We start from the raw sequence: 26868 nt of genomic DNA on the forward strand, positions 1-26868 counted from the left end.
TATTGCCTTATATAGATTTTGCGAGTTTTGAAAAACCTAGTTTAATCGCAGATTTAAGCTGTGCAAGAATTAATTTATTTACAAAAGGTACACGTGCTTGCAATTCAATCGTATACGTCACCATTGTCGACTCTGGATTTAAAGCTTCGAACTGAATAATACCAATATGATGCTTAATTAAAGGATTCTGAATAATTTTATATTCAATTCGCTGGTTTTCTTGCATCAGGGTAATTTCTTCTTTGAGTGGCTTGACTGGTCCAAAGCCTAAACGTCGTACCGAGCCGAGTCCATCAGGACGTTGCGGATCTGATGAATCTACAATGCGTTCAACCTGTATCGGGGCAAAAGCAACATTATAGGTTGCATGCTGCGCCAACAAATTGAATACATCTTGAAGAGGTGCATTAAATTTTTTCTGTACTTGGATAGAATCCACATGACTCTCCTAATTTGACAATTATTATTGTCATGAGATTCTACATGATATTCATCAAGAAGTTAGGAGATATTCTATTTTGCAAGTTTCTTTTCTTGCTTTTTTTGCTCGCGGCGCATTTTAAAAAATTCAGTCAACTGCTGTGAACATTGCTCTTGCAAACAACCTGCCACAACATCAAATTGATGATTGTAATACCCTGTTTCTAACAATTTACGCGCACTCACCAAGGAACCAGCCTTGGGTTCCAATGCGGCAAATACCACCCGTGAAACACGCGCGTGAATCAACGCACCAACACACATCGTACAAGGCTCTAAAGTGACATACAGCACAGAGTCTTCAGGTAAGCGATAGTTCTGCATATGCTGACATGCTTGGCGAATAGCTTGAATTTCTGCATGTGCAGTAGGATCCATTTTTGAAATAGGAGCATTATGACCACTACCCAAAATCTGATTTTGGCTGACCAAAACTGCCCCTACAGGAATTTCCTGCTGAGATGCTGCGATTGCAGCCTGCTCAAAGGCAAGCTGCATCCAATACTCATCGGAATAAAGTTCGAATTCAGACATTAAGTTAGGCAATTACACCATATTGTTTTAACAATTGATTCCAGCTGTCAATTGTGGTCACTGGCGGGTTAGCAGACAGGATACCTTTTAAGGATAAATCTGTGCCTTTATCCCATTCTGGAGCCAAATCTTTATCGACTAGACGCGCACGCACCCCCTCGACAAAGTCAGCATGGCGAATTTTCCAGTTAGAAATTTGGGTTTCTAATTCAAAGACTTCATTCCAAGAGTGAACCTGCTTACCCCACTGCCACAACAACCAAGTGAGCGCAGCCGTAGCTGGAGAACCTTTTTGCAAGTTTTCGCTGGCTTGACGTAACCAATCACTGCGCGCATCTCGCAAACCAATGATCGACTCATAATCATGTTCAAAATTGACACCACGACAGACACTTTGAATTACATCCAAAGAATTCTGTAGCGGTCCAGGACCTACAGGACGATGTAAACTATTTAAAGTATCATCAATTGCACGGAAATCACCTGCAGGGTAATGCCCCCAATCAATATTGATGAGTTTATCTAATACCTTATCACGATGCGCATCACAAATATGCGTCGCCCAACCAATGCTATAAGCACCCGCAGCAGTCATGATAGAGCCGGTTAAACCTGTAAATAAACCAATTGCACCACGGTCTGCCAAGAAGCGTGTCGCCCCGACATCAGGATATAAACCAATATTGATTTCTGGCATGGCAAGACGTGAATATGGGGTCACCATACGGAATGGCGCCGCCATAAATAGACCTAAACCACCACCCATGACATAACCTTCACCCCAAACCAATACTGGTTTCGCATAGTTATGCAGCAACAAATCCAGTGCATATTCTTGCTCAAAGAATTTATTTGCAGCATCTACTTCAGAGTTAATCACTAACTGGCGTAATTTACGTACATCACCACCTGCACAGAATGCTTTTGGTGTGGTTGAATCCAGCCAAATGGCTTTGACTTGATCGTCATGATGAAAGTCCTGAAAGACCTCTAATAAAGCCGTTACGATTGACTCATCTAAAGCATGTAATGACTTTGGGCGGTTCAGACGCACAATACGCCAACCATTTACCGCCTCTTCTACAAGAATGTCAGGATGATAACTTTTTAGTACGGGAGAATGTGTCATGCGTCCAGCTGCCAATCAATAGGCTCAATGCCATTTTGTTTAAGATAATTATTTGTTTTAGAAAAGACTTTACAGCCAAAAAAACCACCACGATTTGCAGCCAGCGGAGATGGGTGTGCTGCTTTTAAAATCAGGTGTTTATTTGGGTCAATTCTTTGTCCCTTTCGTTGAGCATATGCACCCCAAAGGATAAATACAATATGCTCTCGTTGCTCATTTAATACATCAATTACATGATCCGTGAAATGTTCCCAACCGCGCTTTTGATGTGATGTTGGTTGCCCAGCTTCCACAGTCAGTACACTGTTAAGTAACAATACTCCCTGCTCTGCCCAGTGCGTTAAATCACCGTGACGAGGAATATCAACACCCACATCTGCATGTAATTCGTGAAAAATATTGCGCAAAGATGGCGGAAGTGCAACACCTTTTTGCACCGAAAAGCTTAATCCATGGGCTTGATTCGGACCATGATAAGGATCCTGCCCAAGAATCACGACCTTCACTTGTGCTAAAGGTGTCGTATTGAATGCATTAAAAATCAAACCGCTCGGTGGATAGATTTCTTTCTGCGCTTGCTTCTCTAACAGCAAAAACTCTCTTAACTCATCCATTTTCGGGCTGAGCAAGAAATCGCTGAGTCCATATTTCCAACTTTCATCAAGCTGGACTTTATCCAACTTGTGAAGTTGTTGATCGGTATAAGACATGCTTATTTCCTAATCCCTTTAAATTCTTTCTTAATTTGTAAATTAAATTTTTACTTGTAAATCCACGCTCGGATTTTGAAATTTGTAGCCCTGTTTTAGCTTCTCGTACATAGCTGGATCAGTCCATTCAGCTTGAACTTGCTCAGAAAACACAATCTGGTCTAACGACAATCTACCCATCTGTTCATTTTCAATATCTTCTAAAAAGCTTTGTGCATATCCAGTATCGGTTTCATGCACGATAACCGAATACACTTCAACATCACCTTCACCATTTTGCGTTTCAGTTGAGGCTAAAATTTGTTGTGCTAGAAAGAAAAAAATACGGGAAAATTGTTCCGCTGACGGAGAAACAGGCAATGCAACCCAACGGGCGCTAAATTTCTGACAGGCTTGAATATATTCTGGATCATCCTGCTGCCAGAAGCAGATGGCATGGTCAAAGCTGTCAAAGATGTCTTTGATTAATCCTTTCAGCAAACCAAAATCATACACCATTTGACCATGATCCAATTTCGAAGCTTTAAGTAATAATTCAACTTTATAACTATGCCCATGAATCGAACGCTTACAGCGATCCGATGTGCAATTCCGCACAATATGCGCATTTTCAAACTTAAATAACTTACGAATTAACATGTGCCTTAATGGTATCTGTCTTCAATAAAATAATGCTAATTATAGAACAAAAGTGATCTAAAGCGCATTAATTTTACCATTTATCACGATCGAACAAACAAGAAATGTCTATTCTGGTGCAAGTGATCGGCTCACCACATAGACTTTCTTATCTTCTCGTAATAAATAGGTTCGAAATTGACGCTTTCGCTCACTCAGCATCACCTCAATTTTCGCTTGGAAATAGCTAGATTTCACCCCCATTAAGCTTTGTAGCGCAGTCCGTGTTTCCGAATTGATTTGCGCAAAAGGCGCAAGCCCCCATAATTCATCAGTATTGGAAAAGTGCTCCATAGACTGCTGTTTTTTTTCTAATTCCGCTTCTACAGCTTGTACATCGATATTTTCGCCCAAACTCGCCAAAATAAGCGCAGGTGCTGTATTTATATTCACCGCCACCGAGCTAAGCGGAATAGCACTCACATACGCTGATATTTGCAAATATTTTTCACCTTCAAAGCCACGTACCATTTTCAGTTCTTCAACGCTGTGAAACTTTGCATTGGCCGGCAGATAGGCAGGTGTAAGACCGCGATAATAGTTTTCTTCCGCCCCCATTGGACCCATGACTTCATTATCAGCATCCTGCCAATCAATCACCGCTTGACTCAACTCCGCCGGCAAACCCACATTGAGCAATATCCGTTCAAACCACTGCTTTGCAGCGACATTTACTTGCCCTGAGTCATTCACCAGACTATTGAGATTAAACTTTCCAGATTCATCCCTTAATTGTCCAGTTATGTATCCGTCCTCCACAGGAAATGCTGGCATTGGTTTGGCCCAGTTTTCCTGCAAATGATCGACGTCCGCTGCATTTTCTGCATCTTCTTCCAATAGTGCTGAAAAAAAAGTCTCTGCACTTTTGGCATACCAAAGAGATTGATTCTGACGAATCAAATACGCGGTGTTTTCTGTGGTAAATTTTTGTCGTTGAGCAATGGTTGCTGCCAAAATGGTTGCCAATGCTACCATGACTAAAATAGTAATAAGCGCAATTCCTTTTTGCTTTTTCATATGCGCTCCGCAATAGCAGGCAAACCTGATAATCGTCTCATGTTGCGTTATTCTGTTTATTTTCTAAAAAATCTGTATTGAGTAGGCTAAAAATCCACTCATATGCAATACCATTCACAGTCAAATTAATTTTTATACCCTTAGGTAATCGTTGTTTTTGCTCATTTTCATCTTGCTGCCCCGCTACATCTGGCCAAGATGTCCTCTCACCAGGATTCAGCACAGCAACCTGAAATTGCTCAACATTCTCCAGCATTACACTACTCTCAGGCTGAGTCTGTCCCAATGAATTTAGGCCACGTGTACGCAATCGATTTAAGGTTTGCGTATCCGATTGATATTGATATTCTACGCGCTCTTCAGAAGGAATACCTTGCAGCAATGGATCTGTCACTCCAACCTTACTGAAAATAAAACGCCCATTTTGCAACATTAATGCAGGTTGCAGTTCTCCATTCTGATTAGCTGTCAGTGGAGCTATTTGAACACTGTCTTTTAATATTTGTTGATAGGCTTGTTGTAAATCAGCCAATTTTTGCTCATGCTGAGTGTTACGTGCTTTGACCTTGATTAAATAGTCAAACACCTTCCACCCCAAAGCGGATAAAACTGCAAAAATTGAAATTGCAACCAACAGTTCAACCAAAGTAAACCCTGCTCGTTTTTGCATGATTATGTTCTATTATTAAAAAAGATCATATGTGTAACACCCGACTCAGCCTTGCCCGTTTCAGGATTAAATAATCGCACCTGAATCTCTACACGTTGCACATTTGGACTAATGGTCGATTGTGCTTTTTTTTCAATTTGCCAGTTTTCACCCTGTTGACTGATCTGTTCAGTTTGCGTGCCTTCCAACCACTGTGATTGTATTTGCATTTTTGCAATTTCATTTTGTGCAACAAATTGCGCTTTCGTCCTTAAAATGGCTTGTGCGGTCGCTTGTGTATATTGCATCGCCACTTTGGTCAACGCCATTGCCGCAGTAGCAAATATTGCCAATGCCACCATGACCTCTAATAGTGTGAACCCCTTATTTTTCATTGATTTTACCCAAGTGATCAATTTCGATTTCAGGACCTAATGGCTGTTGCGATAAATAAAACTGAATGCGAACTGGCTTTACCTCACCATTCCCAAACCAGATCAATTTAGGTGCTTGAGCATCTAAGAGCTTTGCATTCTGAGCATTTTCATATTGGTAATCAGTAGACTGAATCTGGAAACTCACATCGTCTGGCAGTTGTTGGGTTTTCATCGACGTATATTGATTCCAAGCCGATGCTGGTGTCGAATTAGTCTGATTCTTGTAGGTATTATTCGCAGCCGCCTGCCGTAAGGATTGATACTCGAAAACCGCATATTGAAATGGGCGTACATCTGTGGCAGGTTCTACATTCAGTGCCAGAATACGCGCTTGGTCATTTGCCTCACGACTGATGCGTTGCAGATCCATCAGGAAAACTTCGCGGGCTTGCATGGCTTTACGCTGTTCAATTCCACCAAAATTCATCATGATTAATGAAGTCACAATGGCTATGACAACAATCACCACCATGACTTCTACCAGTGTAAACCCACGAATCGAAGCCTGTTGATGAAAGCGCATCGCGTAAAATCTTTTATGAGTTAACTTGCTTGGGTAAGGCAAGTGCTTGATCAATATAAGCAACGCGTAACGTATCCCGCGAGCCTAAATAACGCTGATAAAAGCTAGAATTTAAGATAGCAGCTGCACCATGAGTTAATGACCAAATTGAAGCCAAATAATCACGCACTGACATCATGCTCTGAATAGAGGCCAAATACGTTTCTGTCATATTAATAATGAGTCGCAAACGATGGCGTCTAACTTTATATAATTCACTGAATAAGTGCTGAATGCCCTGCCCCGTGATTGACAAGCGCTCTTCAATTTGATGAAAAAGTACTGTCCGTTCCGGATGGTGTAAATGATGTAGCATAAAGAAAGCCAAATGCTCAGGAAATGCCTTAGCAGAGTCCATAATCATTTCCAACAACATGCGCTCATTGCGGATAATCAGCAGCATATAAAGCTCATCTTTACTTTGAAAATGCTTATAGAGCGTGCCTTTTGCTAAATCCAACTCCGCGGCCAAAGCATCGAGTGTCATACCTGATTCGCCATTTTCCAATAACAACTGTTCAGCCACTTGAAAAATTAAGGTTTCTCTTGCTCGAAACTGAGCTTGACGATCCATCTTCACTCTACACTCTCTTCAATTCTTATATTCAGTCTAAAACAATGCCGTCTATTACTTATTTTGCAGTAAGTTTTCAAAATTCTGCGAGGTAATCAAAGCCATTTCTTCCAGCGACTTATCATATACATCAGCCAAGGCTTTGGCTACATATGGCACATATTTTGGTTCATTTGTTTTACCACGGTACGGTACTGGCGCAAGATATGGACTATCGGTTTCGATGAGCACGCGATCCAATGGGACTTGTTTGGCCACATCTCTTAAATCTTGAGCATTTTTAAAAGACACAATGCCTGAGAAAGAAACATAATAACCGCAATCTAACACGGCTTTTGCAGTCGGCCAGTCTTCAGTAAAGCAGTGCAAAATACCATGAGTCGATTTTTCAGCGCGAATAATATCTACCGTGTCATGCTTTGCTGAACGGGTATGCACAACAACTGGTTTTTTCACAATTTTTGAAGCATGAATATGCCGAGCAAAACATTCTTTTTGTGCTTGAATAAAATCCGTACTGTGAAAATAATCTAAACCGGTTTCACCCAATGCCCAGACTTTATCTGCTTGAGCCAATTCAACCAAATACTCCGTAGTCGCTCGTGCCATGGTGTCCGCATTCTCACAAGGATGCACACCAACGGTATAGCCAACATCCGCATGCCGTGCAGCAATTTCAGCTAATGCAATATGATCATCTAAATCGACAGAAATACTCATGAATTTAGTCACACCAGCTTCACGTGCTTTTGCTAAAGCCATATCCAGATCTCCATTATAAGGAGTCAGATCAAGCATGGTTAAGTGGCAATGAGTATCTACAAACACAATTATTTCCTATTTTCCAACCAAATTACATGGTGTAACTATAACGCCCTTCAGCTTTAAAGCCTGCGAGAATTTTTTCTGCTTCAGCCTTAAAATACACCCCTTTTTCACCCATCAATTGCATACCAAAACCCTGAGGCTTAATACCATTTTGCTTTTGCGAGATCCAAATTACTTTACCTGTTAAGGGGATTTTTTGAGACTGATCAGGTAATGTGGTCAACACAAAAACCTCATCACCCAACTTGACTGCTTGCTTTGAAGGAATGAATAAACCACCACCAGACACATAAGGCATGTACGATTTGTACAGAGTTTCCTTATCTGAGATATTCGCATGAATAATACCGCCCATACGTGGTTGCATTGTTTTCCCCTTTAAACATTCATTAGTTTTATACACAGCTGATCGAGTACTAAATTTGTTTGTACGTTTTGCTCAATAAACTGCTTGGACTGTTGTAACTCAGAATATAAATCGAATAGTGCCTCTAAAGAATATTGCTCCGCGAGTTGAGTTAATTGCAAATCAATATTTTTAATCGGTTGATTTAGCTTGACACAAATCAGGTCTGCCAACAAGTACTCAAACATGTGGCTGAAGTCATCAAATGGCAATGCTTTTTGCCATTTGGTTGCAATTGCCATAGGCATATTTTTTTCTTGTACCAATCTTTGCCAATCCAAGACAAAATCCTGTCTTAAATTTAACCATTCTCTTTGGGCCAACACCAAAGCTTCCAGAGGCATATGATTGGATAAATTTAATAACAGATGAATTTGCTCTTGGCTTAATGCGGTCGGCAAATGCGATGTGAGATAAGACTCGGTTTGTTCCGAACTGATGCGGTCTAAAGCAAAATGTTGCAAGCGACTGCGAATCGTGGCCGGTAATTTCAAATAGTGCTCAGCCAGCAAAATGATTACAATCCGATCACCGGGTTCTTCTAGCGTTTTCAGCAAGGCATTCGCAGATGCTGTATTCAAGGCCTCAGCCGGTTCAATTACAATCACCCGCCACCCATCGACAGTCTGCTGCACAAAGGGTAATAATTCTCGGATTTTTTCGATCTTTATTTTTGCATTTTGCTTTTTATTCTCTTCATCCGTCGAAATATAGACATAATTGGGATGGGTATCAGATTTTAGCCACTGACAACTTCCACACTCACCACAAGGCATGTTTCGCACATGGCGTTGCTGACAGAGAATCCATGCCAAGAAATATTGCGTAAAGGCTTCTTTACCACAGCCTTTTTTTCCATAGAACAACAAACCATGTCCCAACTGTGGGAATCGCCCCGTCAGCGTATCCCACACCTGTTGTTGCCAAGGAAAAATTTGAGGCTGAATTTCTGTCTGCATTATGAATAAATCTTATTGAAAGTGATGAACATCCATCGCATTTAAGCGATCAAGATCTTCTTGTGTATCTACCCCAGGTGGCAGGTTCGCTTCAGCCACAGCAATCGCAATACGATGACCATTTTCCAATACCCGAAGCTGCTCTAGGCTTTCCAGTTTTTCAAGCACCCCCATATCCCAAGTCACATATTCCTGTAACAGGCTTACACGATAAGCATATAAGCCTAAATGACGGAATGCTTGCTCATGCAATGCTGGACTGGCATGTTTCGCACCATCGCGGTCATAAGGAATGGTGGCACGACTAAAATAAAGTGCTTGATTGAATTTAGATTTCACCACTTTCACAATACTGTCGCGCTTGAATTCATCCAGAGCATGAATCGGCTCACACAAAGTCGACATTGAACACTCTGGCTGGTTAACCAAAAGCTCAGCAACTTGTTTTACCAAGGTTGCAGGCAATAGTGGTTCATCCCCTTGCACATTCACAATAATATCGTCTTGATCCCAACCTTTAATACGCGCCACTTCGCTTAAACGGTCTGTACCTGAGGGATGATCCGCACTGGTAAGCACCACATCAACACCTTCTGCACGACACACTTCAGCAATACGTGCATCATCTGTTGCCACACACAGATCATCAAAGCCCTGAACTTTTTTAGCCTGATCAACCACACGTAAAATCATCGGACGACCGTGAATTTCCAATAGTGGCTTACCGGGTAATCTTGAACTGGAAAAACGTGCAGGAATGACGATATGTTTCATAGTTAACTCTTATTGAAGTTGAATGCCTAAATCAGTCAGTTGCTGATCTAGCACGCGGTAACAAGCACTGGAAAGAACAGCCTCTACAGGCACCACCCAAATTTCACGCTTGAAGTCGGGATACTGCTTTAAAATCGGGAGTAATTTTACTGCATCTTTTTCGGTCGTAATAATGGGATTACTGTCTTCAAACTGTAAGTCCGTTAAATCATAATCATAATGATCTGGAAATTCATGACATTGAAACTTCTGCACACCTATAGACTCCAGTGTGCGATAAAATCGTTGTGGAAAACCAATACCCACCACTGCATAAAAGTCTTGATCAGGATTAAAGCGACCTGCGTCATAAGCATTCAGTAAATAAGGCTCGCCAACTTCTAAATGCATATTCAATGCTGTTTCAGGTTGCGCTGCATGCTCTATGACGGTTCCACTCAATAGTCGACTTTTCGGTTCACGCAAATAACCTTCCGGTAACAATTTTTCATTACCTAAACCTCGATTACGGTCTAGAACAATCCATTCCAACTGGCGAGCCAAGGCATGATGTTGCAAACCATCATCGCTGATAATTAAATCCAACGCATGTTTTGCCAGCAATAACTCAATACTCTGCTGACGGTTCGACCCAACCACCATGGCAACACCGGTTGACTGAACAATCAGACAAGGCTCATCACCCACTTGATCAGGCGTCGCCTCCAAAGTCACCAGTGCAGGAAAAGGCCCTTTACCACCATAACCTCGACTAATAATCCCGACTCGCACATTTTTGGCTTGCAAATAATTAACCAGATGAATCAGCAGTGGTGTCTTGCCACTGCCACCAACAGTAATATTTCCAATAATCATGACGGGGACTGGTGCTGTATAAACCGATTTTAAACCACTGTCATACAGCTTTTTATTCAACCAGAAACCAAAATGATATAAGCAAGACAATGGACGTAGCACAATTAACCACTTCGCCTGATTATTCCAAGCATTTTGAATAAATTGTGCGACTGACATTGCTTAGTTTTCCTCGAAATTACGCTGATGTAACTGGAAATATGCACCACGCTTTGCAATCAATTCCGCATGTGAACCGTGTTCAACGATACGCCCTTGATCCATCACCACAATACGGTCTGCATTTTCAATGGTCGATAAACGATGTGCGATCACAATCGTTGTCCGATTTTCCATCGCGGTATCGAAAGCACGCTGAATAAAGTATTCAGACTCATTATCTAAAGCACTGGTGGCTTCATCGAGAATCAAAATTGGTGCATTTTTCAGAATTGCGCGTGCAATCGCAATACGCTGGCGTTGTCCACCAGACAAATTCAAGCCTTGAGCACCTAACTGGGTATCATAGCCCTGTGGTAAAGCCATAATAAAGTCGTGTGCATAAGCTGCTTTTGCCGCTGCAACCACTTCTTCATCTGTCGCATCTTGCAATAAGCCATAGGCAATATTTTCACGTACAGTCCGATTAAATAAAACCACTTGCTGATTGACCATCGCAATCTGTGAACGCAAGCAATTTACTTCAATTTCATCAATTTGATATTGATCTAATCGTAATTGACCAGAAGTGATTTCTTGGAATCTAGGTATAAGGTTGACCAAAGAGGTTTTCCCCGCACCAGAGCGTCCTACCAATGCTACTGTTTCGCCAGATTTCACCTGCAAGTTAAAATCTCGAATGGCATGATGACCATCGGGATAAATCAAATCGACATGATTAAACTCAATATTGCCTTTGAGCTTAGGCGTCAACGTTCCAGCATTTTTTTCTTCTGGCAAATCAAGAAGCTCAAAAACTGAGTGAGCCGCAGCCATACCCCGTTGTAGTTTTTCATTCACATCCGTCAATGCCTTAATCGGCTTGCTGAGCATACCTGCCGCAGTGATATACGCGACAAACTCACCTGCCGTTGTGTCTCTTAAAATTTCTGGACGTAAAGCAATCCACATGATGATAGCCATGGCAATTGACATAATGAACTGCACTATAGGGCTGTTCATCTGTTGTACCACCACCATTTTTAAACCACGCTTTAAGTTTTCAGTCGATGTTGCTTTGAATCGATCCTGTTCAAAGTTCTGCCCACCGAAACCTTTCACCACGACATTACCATTGACCGTTTCTTGCACCACATGGTTAACATCACCCATGGTGTCCTGCACTTGTAATGACAATTTACGCATACGTTTGGAAGCTTTACGAATAAGCAACCCAATTAAAGGAGCAAAAACCAGAATAATTAAGGTAAGACGCCAATTGGTATAAATTAAATAACCCAACAAACCCAAGGTGATTAAACCTTGTTGCACAATGGTTTTTAACGATTCAGAAGAAGCTGCTGTCAGCTGCTCCACGTTATACATAATCTTGGAGGTAATATGCCCAGTGGTATTATCTAGGTAATATTGAGAAGGTAAACGCATTAACTTTGCGAATACCTCTTGACGGATATCGTAAACCAGATTTCTTGAGATAACCGCAGTGAAATAGCCCCCAATAAAGGAGCCTACTCCACGGAAAAACATTAGCAATACGACTAAAAACGGAATCAAGTTTGTAAAACCTTGATCCCGATGTTGGATTGCTGTAATGATTTTTTCTAGCAACTTTGCAATAGATACTTCGGTTGCCGCGTTAATAGCAAAACCAATGACGATTAAAATCGCTACGCCCCAAAATCGCTTCAGATAACCCAGAAGACGTAGATAGACCTTGAAATCCTGATTCACTAATAACCTCGAGATGGTACTTTGGTACTGATATTAATATTGACAAAACCGAGTTGCCCTGCAACATCCATCACTCGAATAACATCTTGATGAGTTGCTTTCGCATCTGCTGCAATGACAAACATTAAATCACGTCGTTCGTTAGAAATCTGTTTAATTGCAGTACTCAGGTCTGCGACTTCTTTACTTGACAGTGCCTGACCATTAACTGCGTAATGTCCCGAAGCATCCACAATCACTTCAATCTTCTGATTGTATTGCTTTGGCGGTACACCTTGAGCATCTGGCAAGGTCAGGTTCATACGACTAAATTGATTAAATGTGGTCGATAACAGCAAAAATACCAAGATAAACAATAAGCAATCTATCATTGGTGTCAAATTAATATGAATATCTTCAACTTGCTTACGCTTGAATTTCATATTCCACCTTAACCTGCTTTACGAAGTTCATGCTCTTCAACAGCAGAGTTTTGGTAGAAAAGTGCTGCGTGGAATAATGTAGATTGCTGCTCTAATTCAGCCACATATTCCTGAACCAAACGTTGAAAATAACGATAAGCGAACAACGCTGGAATTGCAATTAGCATACCCGCTGCAGTGGTAATGAGTGCCTTAGAAATCCCTGGAATCATCATGGTCGGATTACTATTGGTACCAACATCAATCACCAAAAAGGATTCAATAATACCAACCACAGTCCCCAGCAATCCTAATAATGGTGCAACTGCACTGAGCGTACCCAAGAAATTAATGTTCTTTTCTAAATAGCCAATTTCTTGAGATGCCGTTGCTTCCATTTGTGCGCGTGCATATTGTTCAGACTGTTTTCGACTCTGCAAACCAGCAAGCAAAATACGCCCGAGACTGCTATTTTGCAGCGGATTACTTTGTTGTAATTGCTGAACAACCTGCTGAACATCTTGTCCACCAGTTAAAAACAACGCTTTTGGCAACACCATAGCTCGCTTCAATCGAACAAAACGCTCAATGACAATTGCGACCGTAAAAATGGAACACAAAACCAGTGGAATCATTAACCACCCACCAGCTTTTACTAATTCCCACATTATTCTTCCCCAAGAATTTTTAAAAAAAATTAATCAGCTAAACAAATATTCAAAATACCATCCAACTCATCTAACGAATGATAATGAATCACCAGTTTGCCTTTACCCTGCTTATTATGATCAATTTTAACATCTGCGCTGAAACGTTCAGATAAACGCTGCGTCAACTGTTGTAAATCTGATGCCACTTCCGATTTGGCTTTTTCGGTCTTGGGTGCCGTTAAATCACGCACCAACTGCTCTGTTTGACGCACCGATAAACTCTTCGCGATCACCAACTCAGCAACTTTTAATTGTTCTTTTGCTTTCAAGGTGAGGATCGCACGCGCGTGCCCCATATCGAGCTGCCCTTGCTGCATAAAATCTTTAACTGGTTCAGCCAAAGTCAATAAACGCAATAAGTTGCTCACCGTAGTTCGTGCTTTACCAACCGTATCGGCAATTTCCTGATGACTTAAACCAAATTCATCATGAAAGCGCTGTAAAGCCAGTGCCTGATCAATCGGATTCAAATCCTGACGCTGAATATTTTCAATCAACGCCAACGCAATTGCGACTTGGTCATTTAAATCACGCACTAAAGCGGGAATTTCAGTCAGACCCGCTAACTGTGCCGCACGCCAACGACGCTCACCGGCAATAATTTCATAAGGATGAGCTTCATCCGCAATTGGACGAATCACGATTGGCTGCATTACACCATGCTTCTTGATTGAAGCGGCTAATTCTTGCAAATCATTTTCTTGAATAAAGCGACGCGGTTGATACTCGCCACGTTTCAGCAAATTAACATCAATTTGTTTTAGCTGACCATGATCCAAAGCTTGTACTTCAAGTTGTAGTTTTTCTTTTTGGATTGACCCAAGTAAGGCATCCAAACCACGACCTTTGGCAAGTCCGCGTTTTTTTAAGGTCATGCTTTACTTCCTTTTTTCACTTTGCTTTTCTTTAACAATTCAGCCGCCAAATTTAAGTAAGCAACTGCACCCTTGGAACTTTTCTCAAAATAAATAATTGGTAAACCATGTGCTGGAGCTTCAGCCAAACGAACATTACGTGGAATTACTGAATCATAAAGTTTTTTGCCAAAATATTGCTCGAGTTCTGCAGAAACATCACGGGTTAAAGCATTACGCCCGTCGTACATGGTACGCAGCACACCAACAACTTCTAACTCGGGATTAAGTGCTTGTTGAATACGATCAATGGTTTGGGTCAAATCTGCCAAGCCTTCCAGTGCGTAATATTCACATTGCATAGGAATAATAACCCCATGAACAGCCGCTAAGGCATTCACGGTAATTAAGCTCAGGCTTGGTGCACAATCAACAATAATGTAGTCATAAGCATGATCAATGCTTTGCAAAGCATCACGCAAAATAAACTCACGGCCTTCTTGCTCGGCAATCGCTAACTCTACCCCAGCCAAGTCACGGTTTGCGCCAAGAACTTTATAACCAACTTCCGCTTTGGTGATTGCTGTTTCAATCGGCACTTCACCTAATAATACATCCGTCACCGAATATAAAAGGTCATTCTTTTGAATGCCTGACCCCATCGTGGCGTTACCCTGCGAATCCATATCCACAAGTAAAACTCGTTTTTTCAGCACCGCTAGCGATGCTGCCAAATTAACTGCGGTTGTGGTTTTTCCTACGCCACCTTTTTGGTTCGCAATCGCAATAATTTGAGCCATGGTAACCCCAGTCCTTCGAAAAATTAAATCTGTTTCAATAACAATAAATGGCGTTGCTCATCTAATCGAGGAACTTTTAACTCGATAATTTCACAACTATATTCATCTTTTAATGCAATAATTTCGTCTTCAGGAATCAGCCCTTTCATCGAGGCAATAATGCTGTTCTCATGCATATATGGTTGAGATGCTGTGACAAAATCAGTCAGCGAAGCAAAGGCACGACTGGTAATGACATCGAACTGTCCTAAATCACGAATACTATCTTCATCTTCAACACGTGTTTGTACTGCGATCACGTTTTTTAATTTTAAGTCAGCAATAAACTGCTTTAAAAAGCGAATTTTCTTACCGTTAGAATCTAACAAAACACAGTGACGTTCAGGTTGGCATAATGCAATGATCATACCCGGCATACCACCACCTGTACCAATATCGAGCAAACGACCTTCAGGTAAATCCTTCAGAATGCTGAGGCTATCTAACAGATGCTTCACCAACATTTCTTTGGGATCACGAATTGCCGTTAAGTTATACGCCTTATTCCAAAGAACCAAAGCGTCTTGGTATTTGAGTAATAAATTTAAAGTCTCGTCACTGAGCTCTAAACCTAAAGCCTGACTACCCTGCTTTAGTTCTTGAAAAAACGTGTGCATATACAATTAACGTCTCGAAAATGTTAGGTGAAGTATACCGATTTATCCATGAAGTCATAGTAGCTTGTGCTTAGTGAATATGCACTTAAGCGTACATGCCTTGCCGAATCTGCAAATCTAGGGCAGATAAACGCTCTGGCGTACCGACATCGACCCAAGATGCCTGCATTTTTTCTGCAGAAACACGTCCATCCAGCATGGCCTGTTTTAATAAAGGTGCCAATGGACGCTTACCATTTTCCAAGCCAGCAAACATCTCTGGGTGTAATACGGCTACTCCACTATAGGTTAGGTCTTCGCCCTGTTGCTCCTGCTCAAAGGTATAAGCACGACCATTCACCAAAGTGAAATCACCCTGTAAATGCTGTGGAGGATTCTTTACAAACACCAAATGCGCCAAATCCTGATCAAGTTGTACTTCCAGCAATGAGGCAAAATCAAAGGTGGTCCAGACATCACCATTGACGAGAATAAACGGCTCAGTTCCCAACAACGGTAAAGCATTAATAATGCCGCCTGCGGTTTCCAAACCTCCCTCTTCGCGTGTCCACAAAATATTGACCCCAAATTGCGAGCCATCACCCAATGCACCAATCAGCACATCGGCCAACCACGCAGAATTGATGACAATCTCGGTCACACCAATTTCTTTAAGTTTTTCGATGTGCCAAACAATTAGAGGCTTACCACCTACTTCAAGTAACGGTTTTGGCTTATAAAGCGTCAAAGGACGCATACGATTACCCAATCCCGCAGCTAAAATCATGGCTTTCATGCAGCAACAACCTCGTATTTGCCATATTTTTGTTCAAATTTCGGCATTACTTTAACCTGAATGAACTGCATAAATGGTTGTAGTTCTGCATAGGACTGGCTTTCTTCCAGCAAATACCACATCACACGCGGTAAATCTTTGAGATAACCCGATTTGCCATCACGCTCAAACAGGCGCACAAAAATGCCTAAAATTTTAATATGACGCTGAATGGCCATTAAGTCTGCATCGCGCTTGAATTGCTCAAAATCACGCCCTTCTTTAGCTGAAGCAGGCAACAAGTCATAAAACACTTTAAACCAACCATATACACGCGCAGGATCCCACTGTACATAAGCATCCCGTGTAATGGAGATCAGATCATAGGTATCCGCACCAATCACGGCATCCTGAAAGTCGATTACACCTTGCTCTTGCTCATCTGCCAAAAGCATTAAATTACGACTATGGAAATCACGGTGCACAATGACTTGAGGCTGCGCCAACGCTGAATTCGCTAAAATCGCAAATGTTCTTTTAATTAGGGCAGACTCTTCATCCGTAGGTTGAATCTGTAAACTTGGCAATAACCAATCAGTTAATAATGACATTTCAGCGAGCAGCTTCTCATAGGAATACGCTGGGAAATGTCCTTCGCCATTAATTGACTGCAATTGAATCAACTGTTTAAAACTTTGCTCATAATGCGCATCAACCGTGTTGTCATCTAGTTGTGTTGACAGCAGCACATCACCAAAATCTTCCAACAATAAAAAGCCTTGTGTTAAGTCTTTGGCCACAATACGCGGCACACGCACGCTATGTGCATCAAAAAATTCATCAATCGACACAAAAGGTACACAATCTTCTTTCTCAGGAGGTGCATCCATCAACATAAATGTTTTATTATTCAAATTGATTCGTGCATAACGACGGAAGCTAGCATCGCCTGCTAAAAAATTAATTTCAAATCGATCTGAACCAAGTACAGATGTAATCCAAGTTTGTATCAATTGTTCACGTTGTGTATTCATTTGCGATAAATTCTAATACAGGCTGAGTTTTTAAAGTACTAAGTGTAGCCACTTATCAACTTTTTCTCTATGATGCGACAATAATTAATTGCGATTAAGCATACTTGGTTAATGATACAAATGAAGCATCAGTTTAAATTCAATCCTTTAGCGACTGCTATTTTCAGCCTCTTATGTGGAAGCTCGATTACGGCATACGCCGATACATCTAATACTGTTTCATCCCTAACCAACGAACAACTTAAAGCAAGCATAAAAGAAGCCTATGCAGGGCAACACTTCTTTGAACAATATTATGTGGATAAATCCGCACCTGAAGCACAACAACGCCAAAGCAAATCCCTGACTGGTGCATATTGCCAAGGGGCTTGGGTGACACCTATTGCCGCCAATGCTGAAACAATAGATCCAAGCAAAGCCACTTCAGTAGTTACTGCTGATTATGGACATTATGATCCAAATGGCGATTCAGTGCTTGAAGGCAATGTGCTGATTGACCAACAAGGTCGCCAAATTCGTGCCGATAAAATTACCATTGATAAGACTCAGACCTATGCTAATGCGCAAGGTCGTGTGCAAATGGCGCAAGCTGGACTGCTCGCTCAAAGTGACCAAATTAATTACAACCTTAAGACACAGCAAGGTGACCTAAGCAATAGCTATTATATTGCTGAAGAACAGCATGCCCATGGTCGTGCAGAAAAAATCGCCCGCACTTCTGAAAGCGTCGTGGTTTTAAGCAATGCAACCTATAGCACGTGCCCACCTGAACAAAAACCGACATGGAAAATTCAAGCGAACAGTATCGAACTTAATCAGGATACTGGTCGTGGTATCACCAAAGGTACCAAACTCTATGTCAAAGATGTGCCCGTTTTAGCGGTTCCGTATTTCAATTTTCCAATTGATGACCGCAGAACCACAGGGATTTTAACCCCTGGTTTTGGTTATACCAACGATGGCGGTATTGAATTTTCAGTGCCAGTTTATCTCAATCTTGCCCCTAATTACGATGCCACTTTAACACCACGTTATATGAGTGATCGTGGTGCAATGATTGATGCTGAATTCCGCTATTTAACGGAAAATTTTGGAGGGGGTAAAATCTGGGGTGGTTATTTACCTTCAGATGAAAGCTATGAAAATCAAGATCGTAAAGACTTACATGTCTTACATCAATGGCAAATCAACGATAGCTTTTCAACCAATCTAGAATATAACTACGCATCGGATAAAGACTATTTTACCGACTTAAATAACAACCCTAACACTAAAACAGACTTAAACCTGCGTCGTGCTTGGGAGCTGAATTATAAAAATGGTGTTCCAGGACTTACAGCACAATTAAAGGTCGAAGACTTCCAGACTTTGGATAAAACCGTATCTGATGAAGACCGTCCTTATGCACGTTTACCACAATTCTTACTGACCTATAAAGGCGGTAATCCGCAAGGTTTCCAGTACGAGTTTAATAACGATACCGCTTACTTCAAGAAAGATATTAATAGCACATCTTCAGCCACTTCTGAGCCGAGTGGTACGCGTTTCTACAATGATTTCGCAGTTCGCTATAACTACCTTAATCAATGGGCCTTCGTTATTCCTGAAGTTTCAGTACGCAGTATCAATACCTTCTATGATCAGGACACGATTACGGCTCAGCAAAACCAGACCACCACTGTTAGCAATGCAGACCAAAATAAATCTGTGGTGGTACCGCAATTTAGTTTGGATGCGGGCTTAATTTTTGAAAAAGATGGTAAATATCTTCAAACCATCACCCCACGTGCATTTTACGCGTATGCACCGTATGAAAACCAATCTAACTATCCAAACTTCGACACGATTAGTGCTTCGATTAACTACGATCAGTTATTTAGTTCAAGACGTTTTTACGGGCATGACCGTTTAGAAGACAATAATTTCTTGTCTTTAGGTTTAAGCTACAGCTTATTTGATGAGATCGGACTTGAGCGCTTAAAAGCCAGTATTGGGCAAAGCTTCTATTTTGATGATCGCCGCGTGACCTTAGACGGTAACACAGACGAGCTAAACACAGAAACCCACACAGGCCCAATTATCAGCCTATCCAGCCAACTCTCAGAGCACTATCGCCTAAGTGCCAACTCAGCTTGGATGGCGAATGGTGATAATGCCCAACGTGATATTCAGCTTTACTATATGGGTGATCAAGGGAATGTTTATGGAGCTGGCTATTTCTACCGTAAAGAAATTGCCAATCGCCAAGATAAATATGACCAATTTGTTGCATCATTTATACAACCCGTTCACAACAACTGGCGTATTATGGGGCACGCTCAATATGACATGGATAACAATGTTGCACGTGAATACCTACTGGGTGTGAACTATGAATCTTGCTGCTGGGGACTTTCTCTCTACGGCCGTTCATACTACAACGACTTAGATGATGTTAGTGATTCAAGTGTTAAACCAAAACGTGCTTTCATGGCGGAAATTAACCTGAAAGGATTGGCTGGTTTCAACAACAAACTTGCATCCATGCTTGAAAATCGAATTTTAGGTTACGATCGTATTAATTAATTTGGACACGATGTTAATGAAGACAAAACAGTTAAAACAATTCTTTAAGGCAACTGCACTTGCGATTGCCCTTTCTTCATCAATGCCGACTTTTGCACAAACATCAGATGAAGTTGTTGCAGTGGTCGACAATAGTGTCATCTTACGAAGTGATTTAGAGCAAAGTGTCGCTGAAGTAAAACATCAACTAGAAGCACAAAAAAGACCTGTTCCACCCCAACAGTATTTGGAGCAACAAGCTTTAGAGCAATTGATTATTCGTCAAACTCAACTTGAGCAAGTCAAACGCTACAACATTAAAGCAGATGAAAAAAGTTTAAATGAAGCCGTTTTAAAAGTTGCCAATCAATCAGGCACCACCTCACTTGAGGCTTTCCAGCAAAAGCTCGATAAGATGGGGCCAGGTACCTATGATGCTTTACGTAGTCGTATTGCTGAAGACTTAGCCATTAACCGCTTACGCCAACAAGTCGTGATGTCACGTATTAAAATTAGCGACCAAGATGTTGCTAACTTTTTAAAAACCCCTCAGGGTCAAGCAGCGTTAGGTAGCCAAGTGCATGTGATCCACGCACGCGTATCAGGTGATACTAATGTCGAAGCGGTAGCCAAACAAGTTCGTAGTGCATTAAGCAATAGCAATGACATTAATGCTATTAGCAAACAATACAGCAGCAAAGATGTGACTGTAGAAGGCGCTGATATGGGCTTCAGAAATCTCTCTGAAATCCCGACAGAACTCGCAGCACGTGTAACGCCTTTACAAGTGGGACAGACCAGTGAGCTAATCACTGCACGTGATGGTATTCATATTATTAAGCTTTTAGAACGTAAAGGTTCTGAGCAGAAAGCCATTATTCCGCAGTATAAAACTCGCCATATTCTGATTCAACCCTCAGAAGTGGTAAGTCCTGATAATGCAAAACAAATGATTGATAGCATCTATAATCGCCTCAAAGCTGGTGAAGACTTTGCCGTACTCGCAGCAACCTTTTCTAACGATGCAGGCTCTGCACGTGACGGTGGTAATCTTGGCTGGGTAAGCCCAGGTGTTATGGTGCCACAGTTTGAAGAGAAAATGAAAAGCACTACAGTGGGTCAAATTAGCGAACCCTTCCAAACGCAGTTTGGTTGGCATATTCTCCAAGTGACAGATACACGTCAACAAGATATGACCCAAGAGTATCAAGAGCGTATGGCTCGCCAAATTTTAGGTGAGCGTCAATTTGATACCGAATTAGACAGCTGGTTACGCGAAATTCGCAACAATGCGTTTGTTGAAATTAAAGATCCTACTTTAGATCGCAAAAATAACAAGACTTCATAAAGTGATTTTGTTTTTTATGAAAGCCAGTCTCCGGACTGGCTTTTTTTTATGGCTTAGACAGCATATTTGAGCAATACCTTTAAATCATATTTTTAGACATAAGCCAGTTAAATAAATGGTTCTTTTAAGAATGCCATCACACGCAGGAATAAAAAAAAGCCTCTCATATTGAGAGGCTTTTCAAGCAACCATCAATTAACGATTGTTATCGTCTTCTTGAGAGTCATCAAATTTAGTTTCGCCATCAAAACCGCCTTGACCACCAAAGCCAGCGCCTTGACTACCAAAGCCACCTTGACCACCAAAGCCGCCGCCTTGACCACCAAAGCCGCCGCCTTGACCACCAAAGCCACCTTGACCACCAAAGCCACCTTGACCACCAAAGCCACCACCTTGAGCACCACCAAAGCCACCACCTTGACCGCCACCAAAGCCACCGCCTTGACCGCCACCAAAGCCACCGCCTTGACCGCCAAAACCAGCACCTTGAGCGCCAGCAGGAGCGCCAGCAGGACGTGGATTACGTGCAGGAACAACCGTAGAAATCGCATGCTTGTAAACCATTTGGCTTACAGTATTTTTTAGTAAAACAACATATTGGTCAAAAGATTCAATATGACCTTGTAACTTAATACCGTTTACAAGGAAGATAGATACAGGAATACGTTCTTTACGGAGAGAATTCAAGAACGGATCTTGCAAAGTTTGACCTTTAGACATGTTATACAACTCCAAAAATATTAAAAATCAGCGCAAAAAACTATCTTTATTTTTCAATTAAAAATTATAAAAAAGACAGTATGTAAATTTTGCTTTATCCGTAACAGTTTCGCAAGTCTTCTTGAGCCTGCTTTATTGTTAAATATGTTTTAAATTTATGCGACTGTTGCAAAGATCTTAACCAAGTATATTGACGTTTCGCAAGTTGTCGTGTCGCAAAAAGGGCTTTATCCTCCATTTCTTTCTTATTTTCGAGACTTTTGTCGCTTTTTAATAAAAAATCTAAGGCTTGTCGGTAACCTACTGATCGCATTGAAGGTAAATCATCAGATAGATCGTATTTTTCAATTAGGGATTCGACCTCATTTAAAAAACCGATTTCCCACATAATTTCCAAGCGTTTTTCAATTCGCTTATGCAATTCTAACCTATCTGGAAGCAAAGCATAATTATGAAAAGTGTAACGATATGGTACATTTTTAGGCTGCTCTGCTTGTAATTGTGTAATCGGCTGCCCCGTGATCCGAAACACCTCAAGCGCACGGATAATTCGCTGCTTATCACTCACTTTGAATTTCTGCCCTGCAAGTGGGTCAACCGCACATAACGTCTGGTAGACAGCTTCCCAGCCCTCACGTTCACCCTGCGCTTCAATTTCTGCACGAATTGAATAATCGGCGCTAGGCAAATTACTCGATAAACCTTCTAACAAGGCTTTGAAATAAAGCATAGTGCCACCCACCAAAATTGGTGTTTTGCCCTGAGCATGGATTTCATCAATCAAGTGAGATGCATCTTCGACGAATTGCGCAGCAGAATAGACTTCTAGAGGGCTGATGATATCGATCAGATGATGTGGGTATTGTTCCTGCTCCGCTTTACTCGGCTTGGCAGTACCAATATCCATATCGCGATAAACCAATGCCGAGTCGACAGAAATCAATTCGAAATTGCCCTGTTCATATAACTCACATGCTAAAGCCGTTTTACCGCTGGCTGTAGGTCCCATCAAATTGATGACAGGCAATTGATTCGACATTTAAATTTACTCTCCTCGAGCAAAAAGTTTATCTAGCTGAGCCAGTGGGAAAGCGCGCCATGTTGGTCGCCCATGATTACACTGACTCGCAAATTCGGTTTGCTCCATTTGACGAAGCAAAGCATTCATTTCGGAAAGACTTAATAAGCGATGCGCACGTACAGCACCATGACAGGCCATCCCTGCCAAAATCTGATCACGCTTAAGCAGCAATCCACGCACTTCATCATTCGGATCTAAATCATTGAGCAATTCAGGAATTAACGCAGAAAAATCCGCCTTATGCAGGATTGCCGGTACACCCCGTACAATTACCTGCTCATCTCCATATTGGTCAATTTCCAATCCTAGACGCGCTAAAGGGGTTTTTAAATCTTCAACGCGCAGTGCTTGCATACGATTGACACTCACTACTTTCGGAATCAACAATTGTTGCGATATCCAAAAATCAGGGTTATCCCAAGCCGATTTCATCTGCTGCAATAAAATTCGCTCATGTGCAGCATGCATATCCACAATAATCAGCCCCTCTGTATTTTGAGCCAGAATATAAATGCCATGTAACTGCGCAATCGCAATACCTAAAGGATGTTCATCCGTTTTGGGAGCAACATCGTTTTCCGCTATTTCCGTCGTAAATTGGTTGGCGGCTCTTAAAGGGGCAAGATAGCTCTCTAAGGCTGCTCGACTTGACTGTGTTGCATTTGCATGCACTTGATAAGCCTTGGTTTCTTGCCCGACATAATGTACTGATTGCGGCTGTGCAGATTCAAAATCAGTCAATAGCCCTGCAGAGGCGGGGTTTGCAGCCTGCTCCACGACCCGATGCAATTGAAACTGCTCTTGATAACGTGGTTGTTGAGTCTGTATTGGGCTAGAAGATTCAACTTTCAAGGCTTGTGCCAAATCCGCGCTCGCAGTTTGAAACTGTGCCAAGGTGTCTTTAGCAAAATGGCGAACGAACTCATGCACTTCACGTTGATTCAGAAAACGAATTTCATGCTTGGTCGGATGGACATTCACATCAATATTTTCAGGGTCAACTTCTAAAAAAAGCAAATAGGCTGCGTGTTGATGACCATGTAGAATCCCTTCATATGCCATGCGCAAGGCATGTGAAATGGTTTTATCTTTAACGATCCGTCCATTTACGTACACGTACTGCAAATCTGCTTGCGCGCGCGCATCAGAAGGATGTCCCAACCAGCCAGTCAAACGCATATTGACGCTATCAGCATCAATCCAGTAGGCATTTTCAGTAAATTGACGCCCCAGCAGCTGCTGTACACGCTGGAAACGCAATGCACCACTATCAGCCACAGGTAAATTTAAACGGATATTATTGTTATGCTCGAGAACAAAGCGAATATCGAAATGAGTAAGCGCCATACGACGCACAATTTCTTCGATATGACCAAATTCAGTACCGGGCTTTTTGAGAAATTTCCGACGCGCAGGCACATTAAAAAATAGATCCTGCACCCGAATTTGCGTCCCCTGTTGTGCAGCAACGGCTTGAATCTCTTGATGCTGAAAGGCGGTACCATTGACTTCAACCTGATAGCCAACTCCATCCTGAGTTTGACTACTGGTTAAGGTTAAACGCGAAACAGCCGCGATAGAGGCGAGTGCTTCACCACGAAAACCCAAACTCACAATCGCATGCAAATCTTCAGCCGTTTGAATCTTACTGGTGGCATGTCGCATGACGGCCAGTGACAAGTCTTCGGGATGAATTCCACGACCGTTGTCTATGATTTCAATCAGCGTGCTTCCCCCCTGTTCTACCCGAATAATCAACTCGGTCGCACCTGCATCAATGGAGTTTTCTAATAACTCCTTGACGACCGATGCAGGACGCTCAATCACTTCGCCCGCAGCAATTTGGTTGGCTAAGGCAGGATCAAGGGTCTGAATGCGACGCAATGCGAGTTCATTCTGCATGCTTAAAAGCCTGTTCTAAAACTTGAAGCATATCCGCCGATTGAAAACTAAGCGTTGCTTGACGCGTAAGCTCATCATCTGATTTTAAAATTTCAATGGTTAAATCTGCTGACGGGATTTCATCTCCGCCTTTACTTGGCCATTCAAATAAAAATAAAGCATGCGGGGTATCCAAATAATCACGGATCCCCATTAATTCAAGTTCATAAGGGTCATTCAGGCGATATAAGTCAAAGTGGAAAACCGCTTTCCCTTGAATCTGATAAGGTTCAACCAAGGTATATGTCGGACTTTTTACTGCACCTTGATGACCTAAATGCTGTAAAAAATAACGAGTGAATGTCGTTTTTCCTGCACCTAAGTCCCCAATTAAATAAACCACACCCTCAGTAAAAGATTGAGCAACAATTTGTGCAAGTTGCTGAGTCTCTGTTTCAGAGTTTAAGGGCAATTGAAATGAATACGACATATGACTCACGACATGATTCAAAAGTAGAAATATGATAGCATCGCCACGCTTTTAAAACCTATGCCATGCATACGAAATGTGTATTTTTAATACAGCACCTGCTTTACACTAACCTATTGTGATTGATAACTTATGCCAACGCATGACTTTGTACCGCCCATGATTCGTGGTGTGACTGCCAGTAAACTGTATTTACCCACACTGCAATCCGCACCTTTGTGTTTGTATGAGTATCTTTGTCAGGAATTTAGCCATATTTCAGCAACTGAGTGGCAACAGCGCTTTGATGATAAGTTGATTTATGCAGCGGATGGCACAATTTTAAGCTTCGACAGCCCATATTTAGCCAACCAACACATTTACTACTACCGCTTTCTTGCACATGAAATACCTGTGCCTTTTCAGCATCAAATCCTGTTTGAAAATGATGACTTATGTGTTGTTGATAAACCGCACTTTCTGACCATCAGCCCATCAGGTCAATATGTTCAAGAAACGTTGCTGGTTCGTTTAAAGAATCAAACCTCGAATCCAGATTTAACTCCAATTCACCGTTTAGACCGAGAAACTGCAGGGATTGTACTTTTTTCCAAACGTCCTGAAACTCGTGGCGCATATCAACAAATGTTTGCGCATCGAACGGTGCATAAAACCTATCATGCGATTGCAGCTTACCAGCCTCAGCTTGAATGGCCACGTACGCTTCAACTGAGAATGGAAAAAGGGCATCCCTTTTACACCATGCAAGTTACTCAGGGTGAAGCCAATAGTGAAACTGTTATTCACCTGTTAGAACACAATCAGACTTGGGCTAAATATCTGCTGCTCCCTTCTACAGGAAAACAGCATCAATTGCGCGTGCACTTGAATTACTTAGGTATTCCAATTCAAAATGATCCTTTCTATCCTGTGGTGCAGCATAAAGCTGAAGATGACTTTTCCCACCCACTTCAGTTGCTCGCCAAGCGCATTCAATTTCAAGATCCGGTTACTGGACGATCTATGGATTTTTCATCCAAATTTGAATTGACACTGTAATATGTTTGTCATTACAAATAAAGCTAGATTTCCATCTAAAAATATTGAAATTACAATCAAATTGATTAAAATGAA

General features: G+C 41.7%; 30 protein-coding genes. 3 read left to right on the forward strand and 27 right to left on the reverse strand.

What is annotated here, in order from left to right; all coding sequences use genetic code 11:
- Window positions 1-7: 7 nt before the first annotated feature.
- The 23 genes from AC6CHI_RS13110 to AC6CHI_RS13220 form a co-directional block, all read right to left on the reverse strand.
- A complete protein-coding gene (locus AC6CHI_RS13110; RefSeq protein WP_498121763.1) occupies window positions 8-439 on the reverse strand; it encodes an SRPBCC family protein in 432 nt (143 codons plus the stop codon).
- Between the two features lie 74 nt (window positions 440-513).
- Complete coding sequence (gene tadA, locus AC6CHI_RS13115; protein ID WP_458892346.1) at window positions 514-1014, reverse strand: tRNA adenosine(34) deaminase TadA; 501 nt, start codon at window positions 1012-1014, stop codon at window positions 514-516.
- Window positions 1015-1018: 4 nt separating this feature from the next.
- Window positions 1019-2143, reverse strand: a complete 1125-nt coding sequence (locus AC6CHI_RS13120; RefSeq protein ID WP_458892345.1) for an enoyl-CoA hydratase/isomerase family protein — start codon at window positions 2141-2143, stop codon at window positions 1019-1021.
- The gene (ung, locus tag AC6CHI_RS13125) at window positions 2140-2853 is read right to left on the reverse strand and encodes a uracil-DNA glycosylase (RefSeq protein WP_458892344.1); all 714 of its coding nucleotides are present in this window, start codon (window positions 2851-2853) and stop codon (window positions 2140-2142) included. The genes AC6CHI_RS13120 and ung overlap by 4 nt, the downstream gene beginning before the upstream one ends.
- Window positions 2854-2895: 42 nt before the next feature.
- The gene (locus AC6CHI_RS13130; protein WP_498121765.1) at window positions 2896-3492 is read right to left on the reverse strand and encodes a 6-pyruvoyl trahydropterin synthase family protein; all 597 of its coding nucleotides are present in this window, start codon (window positions 3490-3492) and stop codon (window positions 2896-2898) included.
- Window positions 3493-3600: 108 nt separating this feature from the next.
- Entirely contained in the window at window positions 3601-4548 is a 948-nt protein-coding gene (gene gspK / locus AC6CHI_RS13135) for a type II secretion system minor pseudopilin GspK (protein WP_498121766.1), read from the reverse strand.
- Window positions 4549-4585: 37 nt separating this feature from the next.
- Entirely contained in the window at window positions 4586-5218 is a 633-nt protein-coding gene (locus tag AC6CHI_RS13140; RefSeq protein WP_498121768.1) for a type II secretion system protein GspJ, read from the reverse strand.
- Window positions 5219-5220: 2 nt separating this feature from the next.
- The gene (gene gspI, locus AC6CHI_RS13145) at window positions 5221-5592 is read right to left on the reverse strand and encodes a type II secretion system minor pseudopilin GspI (protein WP_498121770.1); all 372 of its coding nucleotides are present in this window, start codon (window positions 5590-5592) and stop codon (window positions 5221-5223) included.
- Window positions 5582-6157, reverse strand: a complete 576-nt coding sequence (locus AC6CHI_RS13150; protein ID WP_498121771.1) for a prepilin-type N-terminal cleavage/methylation domain-containing protein — start codon at window positions 6155-6157, stop codon at window positions 5582-5584. Before AC6CHI_RS13150 ends, gspI begins: the two co-directional genes overlap by 11 nt.
- Before the next feature lie 13 nt (window positions 6158-6170).
- The gene (locus tag AC6CHI_RS13155) at window positions 6171-6770 is read right to left on the reverse strand and encodes a TetR/AcrR family transcriptional regulator (RefSeq protein WP_458892338.1); all 600 of its coding nucleotides are present in this window, start codon (window positions 6768-6770) and stop codon (window positions 6171-6173) included.
- A 54-nt stretch (window positions 6771-6824) separates the two neighbouring features.
- The gene (locus AC6CHI_RS13160) at window positions 6825-7598 is read right to left on the reverse strand and encodes a TatD family hydrolase (protein ID WP_498121773.1); all 774 of its coding nucleotides are present in this window, start codon (window positions 7596-7598) and stop codon (window positions 6825-6827) included.
- A 25-nt stretch (window positions 7599-7623) separates the two neighbouring features.
- A complete protein-coding gene (locus AC6CHI_RS13165) occupies window positions 7624-7965 on the reverse strand; it encodes a PilZ domain-containing protein (RefSeq protein ID WP_458892336.1) in 342 nt (113 codons plus the stop codon).
- Between the two features lie 11 nt (window positions 7966-7976).
- Window positions 7977-8963 (reverse strand): DNA polymerase III delta subunit-related protein, encoded by a 987-nt coding sequence (locus tag AC6CHI_RS13170; RefSeq protein ID WP_498121775.1) that lies wholly within the window; start codon window positions 8961-8963, stop codon window positions 7977-7979.
- Window positions 8964-8975: 12 nt separating this feature from the next.
- Entirely contained in the window at window positions 8976-9737 is a 762-nt protein-coding gene (gene kdsB, locus AC6CHI_RS13175) for a 3-deoxy-manno-octulosonate cytidylyltransferase (protein WP_458892334.1), read from the reverse strand.
- 9 nt (window positions 9738-9746) lie between these two features.
- Entirely contained in the window at window positions 9747-10751 is a 1005-nt protein-coding gene (gene lpxK, locus AC6CHI_RS13180; protein ID WP_498121776.1) for a tetraacyldisaccharide 4'-kinase, read from the reverse strand.
- 3 nt (window positions 10752-10754) lie between these two features.
- Window positions 10755-12482, reverse strand: a complete 1728-nt coding sequence (msbA, locus tag AC6CHI_RS13185; protein ID WP_498121778.1) for a lipid A export permease/ATP-binding protein MsbA — start codon at window positions 12480-12482, stop codon at window positions 10755-10757.
- Window positions 12482-12904: an ExbD/TolR family protein gene (locus AC6CHI_RS13190; protein ID WP_458892331.1), complete on the reverse strand. Its 423-nt coding sequence runs from the start codon at window positions 12902-12904 to the stop codon at window positions 12482-12484. Before AC6CHI_RS13190 ends, msbA begins: the two co-directional genes overlap by 1 nt.
- A gap of 8 nt (window positions 12905-12912) precedes the next feature.
- Complete coding sequence (locus tag AC6CHI_RS13195) at window positions 12913-13551, reverse strand: MotA/TolQ/ExbB proton channel family protein (RefSeq protein WP_498121780.1); 639 nt, start codon at window positions 13549-13551, stop codon at window positions 12913-12915.
- 29 nt (window positions 13552-13580) lie between these two features.
- Window positions 13581-14468 (reverse strand): ParB/RepB/Spo0J family partition protein, encoded by an 888-nt coding sequence (locus AC6CHI_RS13200; RefSeq protein WP_498121782.1) that lies wholly within the window; start codon window positions 14466-14468, stop codon window positions 13581-13583.
- A complete protein-coding gene (locus AC6CHI_RS13205; RefSeq protein ID WP_458892328.1) occupies window positions 14465-15247 on the reverse strand; it encodes a ParA family protein in 783 nt (260 codons plus the stop codon). The genes AC6CHI_RS13200 and AC6CHI_RS13205 overlap by 4 nt, the downstream gene beginning before the upstream one ends.
- A gap of 23 nt (window positions 15248-15270) precedes the next feature.
- The gene (rsmG, locus tag AC6CHI_RS13210) at window positions 15271-15903 is read right to left on the reverse strand and encodes a 16S rRNA (guanine(527)-N(7))-methyltransferase RsmG (protein WP_498121784.1); all 633 of its coding nucleotides are present in this window, start codon (window positions 15901-15903) and stop codon (window positions 15271-15273) included.
- Window positions 15904-15988: 85 nt separating this feature from the next.
- Window positions 15989-16678: an N-acetylmuramate alpha-1-phosphate uridylyltransferase MurU gene (murU, locus tag AC6CHI_RS13215; protein WP_498121786.1), complete on the reverse strand. Its 690-nt coding sequence runs from the start codon at window positions 16676-16678 to the stop codon at window positions 15989-15991.
- Window positions 16675-17691, reverse strand: a complete 1017-nt coding sequence (locus AC6CHI_RS13220) for an aminoglycoside phosphotransferase family protein (RefSeq protein ID WP_498121788.1) — start codon at window positions 17689-17691, stop codon at window positions 16675-16677. The genes murU and AC6CHI_RS13220 overlap by 4 nt, the downstream gene beginning before the upstream one ends.
- A gap of 120 nt (window positions 17692-17811) precedes the next feature.
- On the opposite strand from AC6CHI_RS13220, the gene AC6CHI_RS13225 reads away from it, so the two are divergent.
- Window positions 17812-20256, forward strand: a complete 2445-nt coding sequence (locus AC6CHI_RS13225; RefSeq protein WP_498121790.1) for an LPS-assembly protein LptD — start codon at window positions 17812-17814, stop codon at window positions 20254-20256.
- Window positions 20257-20272: 16 nt separating this feature from the next.
- The gene (locus AC6CHI_RS13230) at window positions 20273-21583 is read left to right on the forward strand and encodes a peptidylprolyl isomerase (RefSeq protein ID WP_498121792.1); all 1311 of its coding nucleotides are present in this window, start codon (window positions 20273-20275) and stop codon (window positions 21581-21583) included.
- A 195-nt stretch (window positions 21584-21778) separates the two neighbouring features.
- Here AC6CHI_RS13230 and hfq read toward each other — a convergent pair whose 3' ends face one another.
- From hfq to tsaE, 4 genes are all read right to left on the reverse strand, one after another.
- Window positions 21779-22303 (reverse strand): RNA chaperone Hfq, encoded by a 525-nt coding sequence (hfq, locus tag AC6CHI_RS13235; RefSeq protein ID WP_498121794.1) that lies wholly within the window; start codon window positions 22301-22303, stop codon window positions 21779-21781.
- Window positions 22304-22397: 94 nt separating this feature from the next.
- On the reverse strand, window positions 22398-23342 hold the full coding sequence (miaA, locus tag AC6CHI_RS13240; RefSeq protein WP_498121795.1) for a tRNA (adenosine(37)-N6)-dimethylallyltransferase MiaA: 945 nt from the start codon (window positions 23340-23342) through the stop codon (window positions 22398-22400).
- A gap of 6 nt (window positions 23343-23348) precedes the next feature.
- The gene (gene mutL / locus AC6CHI_RS13245; RefSeq protein WP_498121797.1) at window positions 23349-25286 is read right to left on the reverse strand and encodes a DNA mismatch repair endonuclease MutL; all 1938 of its coding nucleotides are present in this window, start codon (window positions 25284-25286) and stop codon (window positions 23349-23351) included.
- Complete coding sequence (gene tsaE, locus AC6CHI_RS13250) at window positions 25276-25755, reverse strand: tRNA (adenosine(37)-N6)-threonylcarbamoyltransferase complex ATPase subunit type 1 TsaE (protein ID WP_498121799.1); 480 nt, start codon at window positions 25753-25755, stop codon at window positions 25276-25278. The genes mutL and tsaE overlap by 11 nt, the downstream gene beginning before the upstream one ends.
- Before the next feature lie 132 nt (window positions 25756-25887).
- Here tsaE and AC6CHI_RS13255 point away from each other — a divergent pair, with 132 nt between their 5' ends.
- Window positions 25888-26793: an RluA family pseudouridine synthase gene (locus tag AC6CHI_RS13255; protein WP_498121800.1), complete on the forward strand. Its 906-nt coding sequence runs from the start codon at window positions 25888-25890 to the stop codon at window positions 26791-26793.
- The last annotated feature ends 75 nt before the right edge of the window (window positions 26794-26868 follow it).

The sequence above is a fragment of the Acinetobacter sp. GQ146 genome (assembly GCF_059758585.1).

Excerpts from the sequence above, each read along its gene's own strand:
- tadA (WP_458892346.1), bottom strand. The coding sequence starts at position 1,014 with ATGTCTGAATTCGAACTTTATTCCGATGAGTATTGGATGCAGCTTGCC.
- AC6CHI_RS13120 (WP_458892345.1), bottom strand. The coding sequence starts at position 2,143 with ATGACACATTCTCCCGTACTAAAAAGTTATCATCCTGACATTCTTGTA.
- ung (WP_458892344.1), bottom strand. The coding sequence starts at position 2,853 with ATGTCTTATACCGATCAACAACTTCACAAGTTGGATAAAGTCCAGCTT.
- AC6CHI_RS13130 (WP_498121765.1), bottom strand. The coding sequence starts at position 3,492 with ATGTTAATTCGTAAGTTATTTAAGTTTGAAAATGCGCATATTGTGCGG.
- gspK (WP_498121766.1), bottom strand. The coding sequence starts at position 4,548 with ATGAAAAAGCAAAAAGGAATTGCGCTTATTACTATTTTAGTCATGGTA.
- AC6CHI_RS13140 (WP_498121768.1), bottom strand. The coding sequence starts at position 5,218 with ATGCAAAAACGAGCAGGGTTTACTTTGGTTGAACTGTTGGTTGCAATT.
- gspI (WP_498121770.1), bottom strand. The coding sequence starts at position 5,592 with ATGAAAAATAAGGGGTTCACACTATTAGAGGTCATGGTGGCATTGGCA.
- AC6CHI_RS13150 (WP_498121771.1), bottom strand. The coding sequence starts at position 6,157 with ATGCGCTTTCATCAACAGGCTTCGATTCGTGGGTTTACACTGGTAGAA.
- AC6CHI_RS13155 (WP_458892338.1), bottom strand. The coding sequence starts at position 6,770 with ATGGATCGTCAAGCTCAGTTTCGAGCAAGAGAAACCTTAATTTTTCAA.
- AC6CHI_RS13165 (WP_458892336.1), bottom strand. The coding sequence starts at position 7,965 with ATGCAACCACGTATGGGCGGTATTATTCATGCGAATATCTCAGATAAG.
- AC6CHI_RS13170 (WP_498121775.1), bottom strand. The coding sequence starts at position 8,963 with ATGCAGACAGAAATTCAGCCTCAAATTTTTCCTTGGCAACAACAGGTG.
- kdsB (WP_458892334.1), bottom strand. The coding sequence starts at position 9,737 with ATGAAACATATCGTCATTCCTGCACGTTTTTCCAGTTCAAGATTACCC.
- lpxK (WP_498121776.1), bottom strand. The coding sequence starts at position 10,751 with ATGTCAGTCGCACAATTTATTCAAAATGCTTGGAATAATCAGGCGAAG.
- AC6CHI_RS13190 (WP_458892331.1), bottom strand. The coding sequence starts at position 12,904 with ATGAAATTCAAGCGTAAGCAAGTTGAAGATATTCATATTAATTTGACA.
- AC6CHI_RS13195 (WP_498121780.1), bottom strand. The coding sequence starts at position 13,551 with ATGTGGGAATTAGTAAAAGCTGGTGGGTGGTTAATGATTCCACTGGTT.
- AC6CHI_RS13200 (WP_498121782.1), bottom strand. The coding sequence starts at position 14,468 with ATGACCTTAAAAAAACGCGGACTTGCCAAAGGTCGTGGTTTGGATGCC.
- AC6CHI_RS13205 (WP_458892328.1), bottom strand. The coding sequence starts at position 15,247 with ATGGCTCAAATTATTGCGATTGCGAACCAAAAAGGTGGCGTAGGAAAA.
- rsmG (WP_498121784.1), bottom strand. The coding sequence starts at position 15,903 with ATGCACACGTTTTTTCAAGAACTAAAGCAGGGTAGTCAGGCTTTAGGT.
- murU (WP_498121786.1), bottom strand. The coding sequence starts at position 16,678 with ATGAAAGCCATGATTTTAGCTGCGGGATTGGGTAATCGTATGCGTCCT.
- AC6CHI_RS13220 (WP_498121788.1), bottom strand. The coding sequence starts at position 17,691 with ATGAATACACAACGTGAACAATTGATACAAACTTGGATTACATCTGTA.
- AC6CHI_RS13225 (WP_498121790.1), top strand. The coding sequence starts at position 17,812 with ATGAAGCATCAGTTTAAATTCAATCCTTTAGCGACTGCTATTTTCAGC.
- AC6CHI_RS13230 (WP_498121792.1), top strand. The coding sequence starts at position 20,273 with ATGAAGACAAAACAGTTAAAACAATTCTTTAAGGCAACTGCACTTGCG.
- hfq (WP_498121794.1), bottom strand. The coding sequence starts at position 22,303 with ATGTCTAAAGGTCAAACTTTGCAAGATCCGTTCTTGAATTCTCTCCGT.
- miaA (WP_498121795.1), bottom strand. The coding sequence starts at position 23,342 with ATGTCGAATCAATTGCCTGTCATCAATTTGATGGGACCTACAGCCAGC.
- mutL (WP_498121797.1), bottom strand. The coding sequence starts at position 25,286 with ATGCAGAATGAACTCGCATTGCGTCGCATTCAGACCCTTGATCCTGCC.
- tsaE (WP_498121799.1), bottom strand. The coding sequence starts at position 25,755 with ATGTCGTATTCATTTCAATTGCCCTTAAACTCTGAAACAGAGACTCAG.
- AC6CHI_RS13255 (WP_498121800.1), top strand. The coding sequence starts at position 25,888 with ATGCCAACGCATGACTTTGTACCGCCCATGATTCGTGGTGTGACTGCC.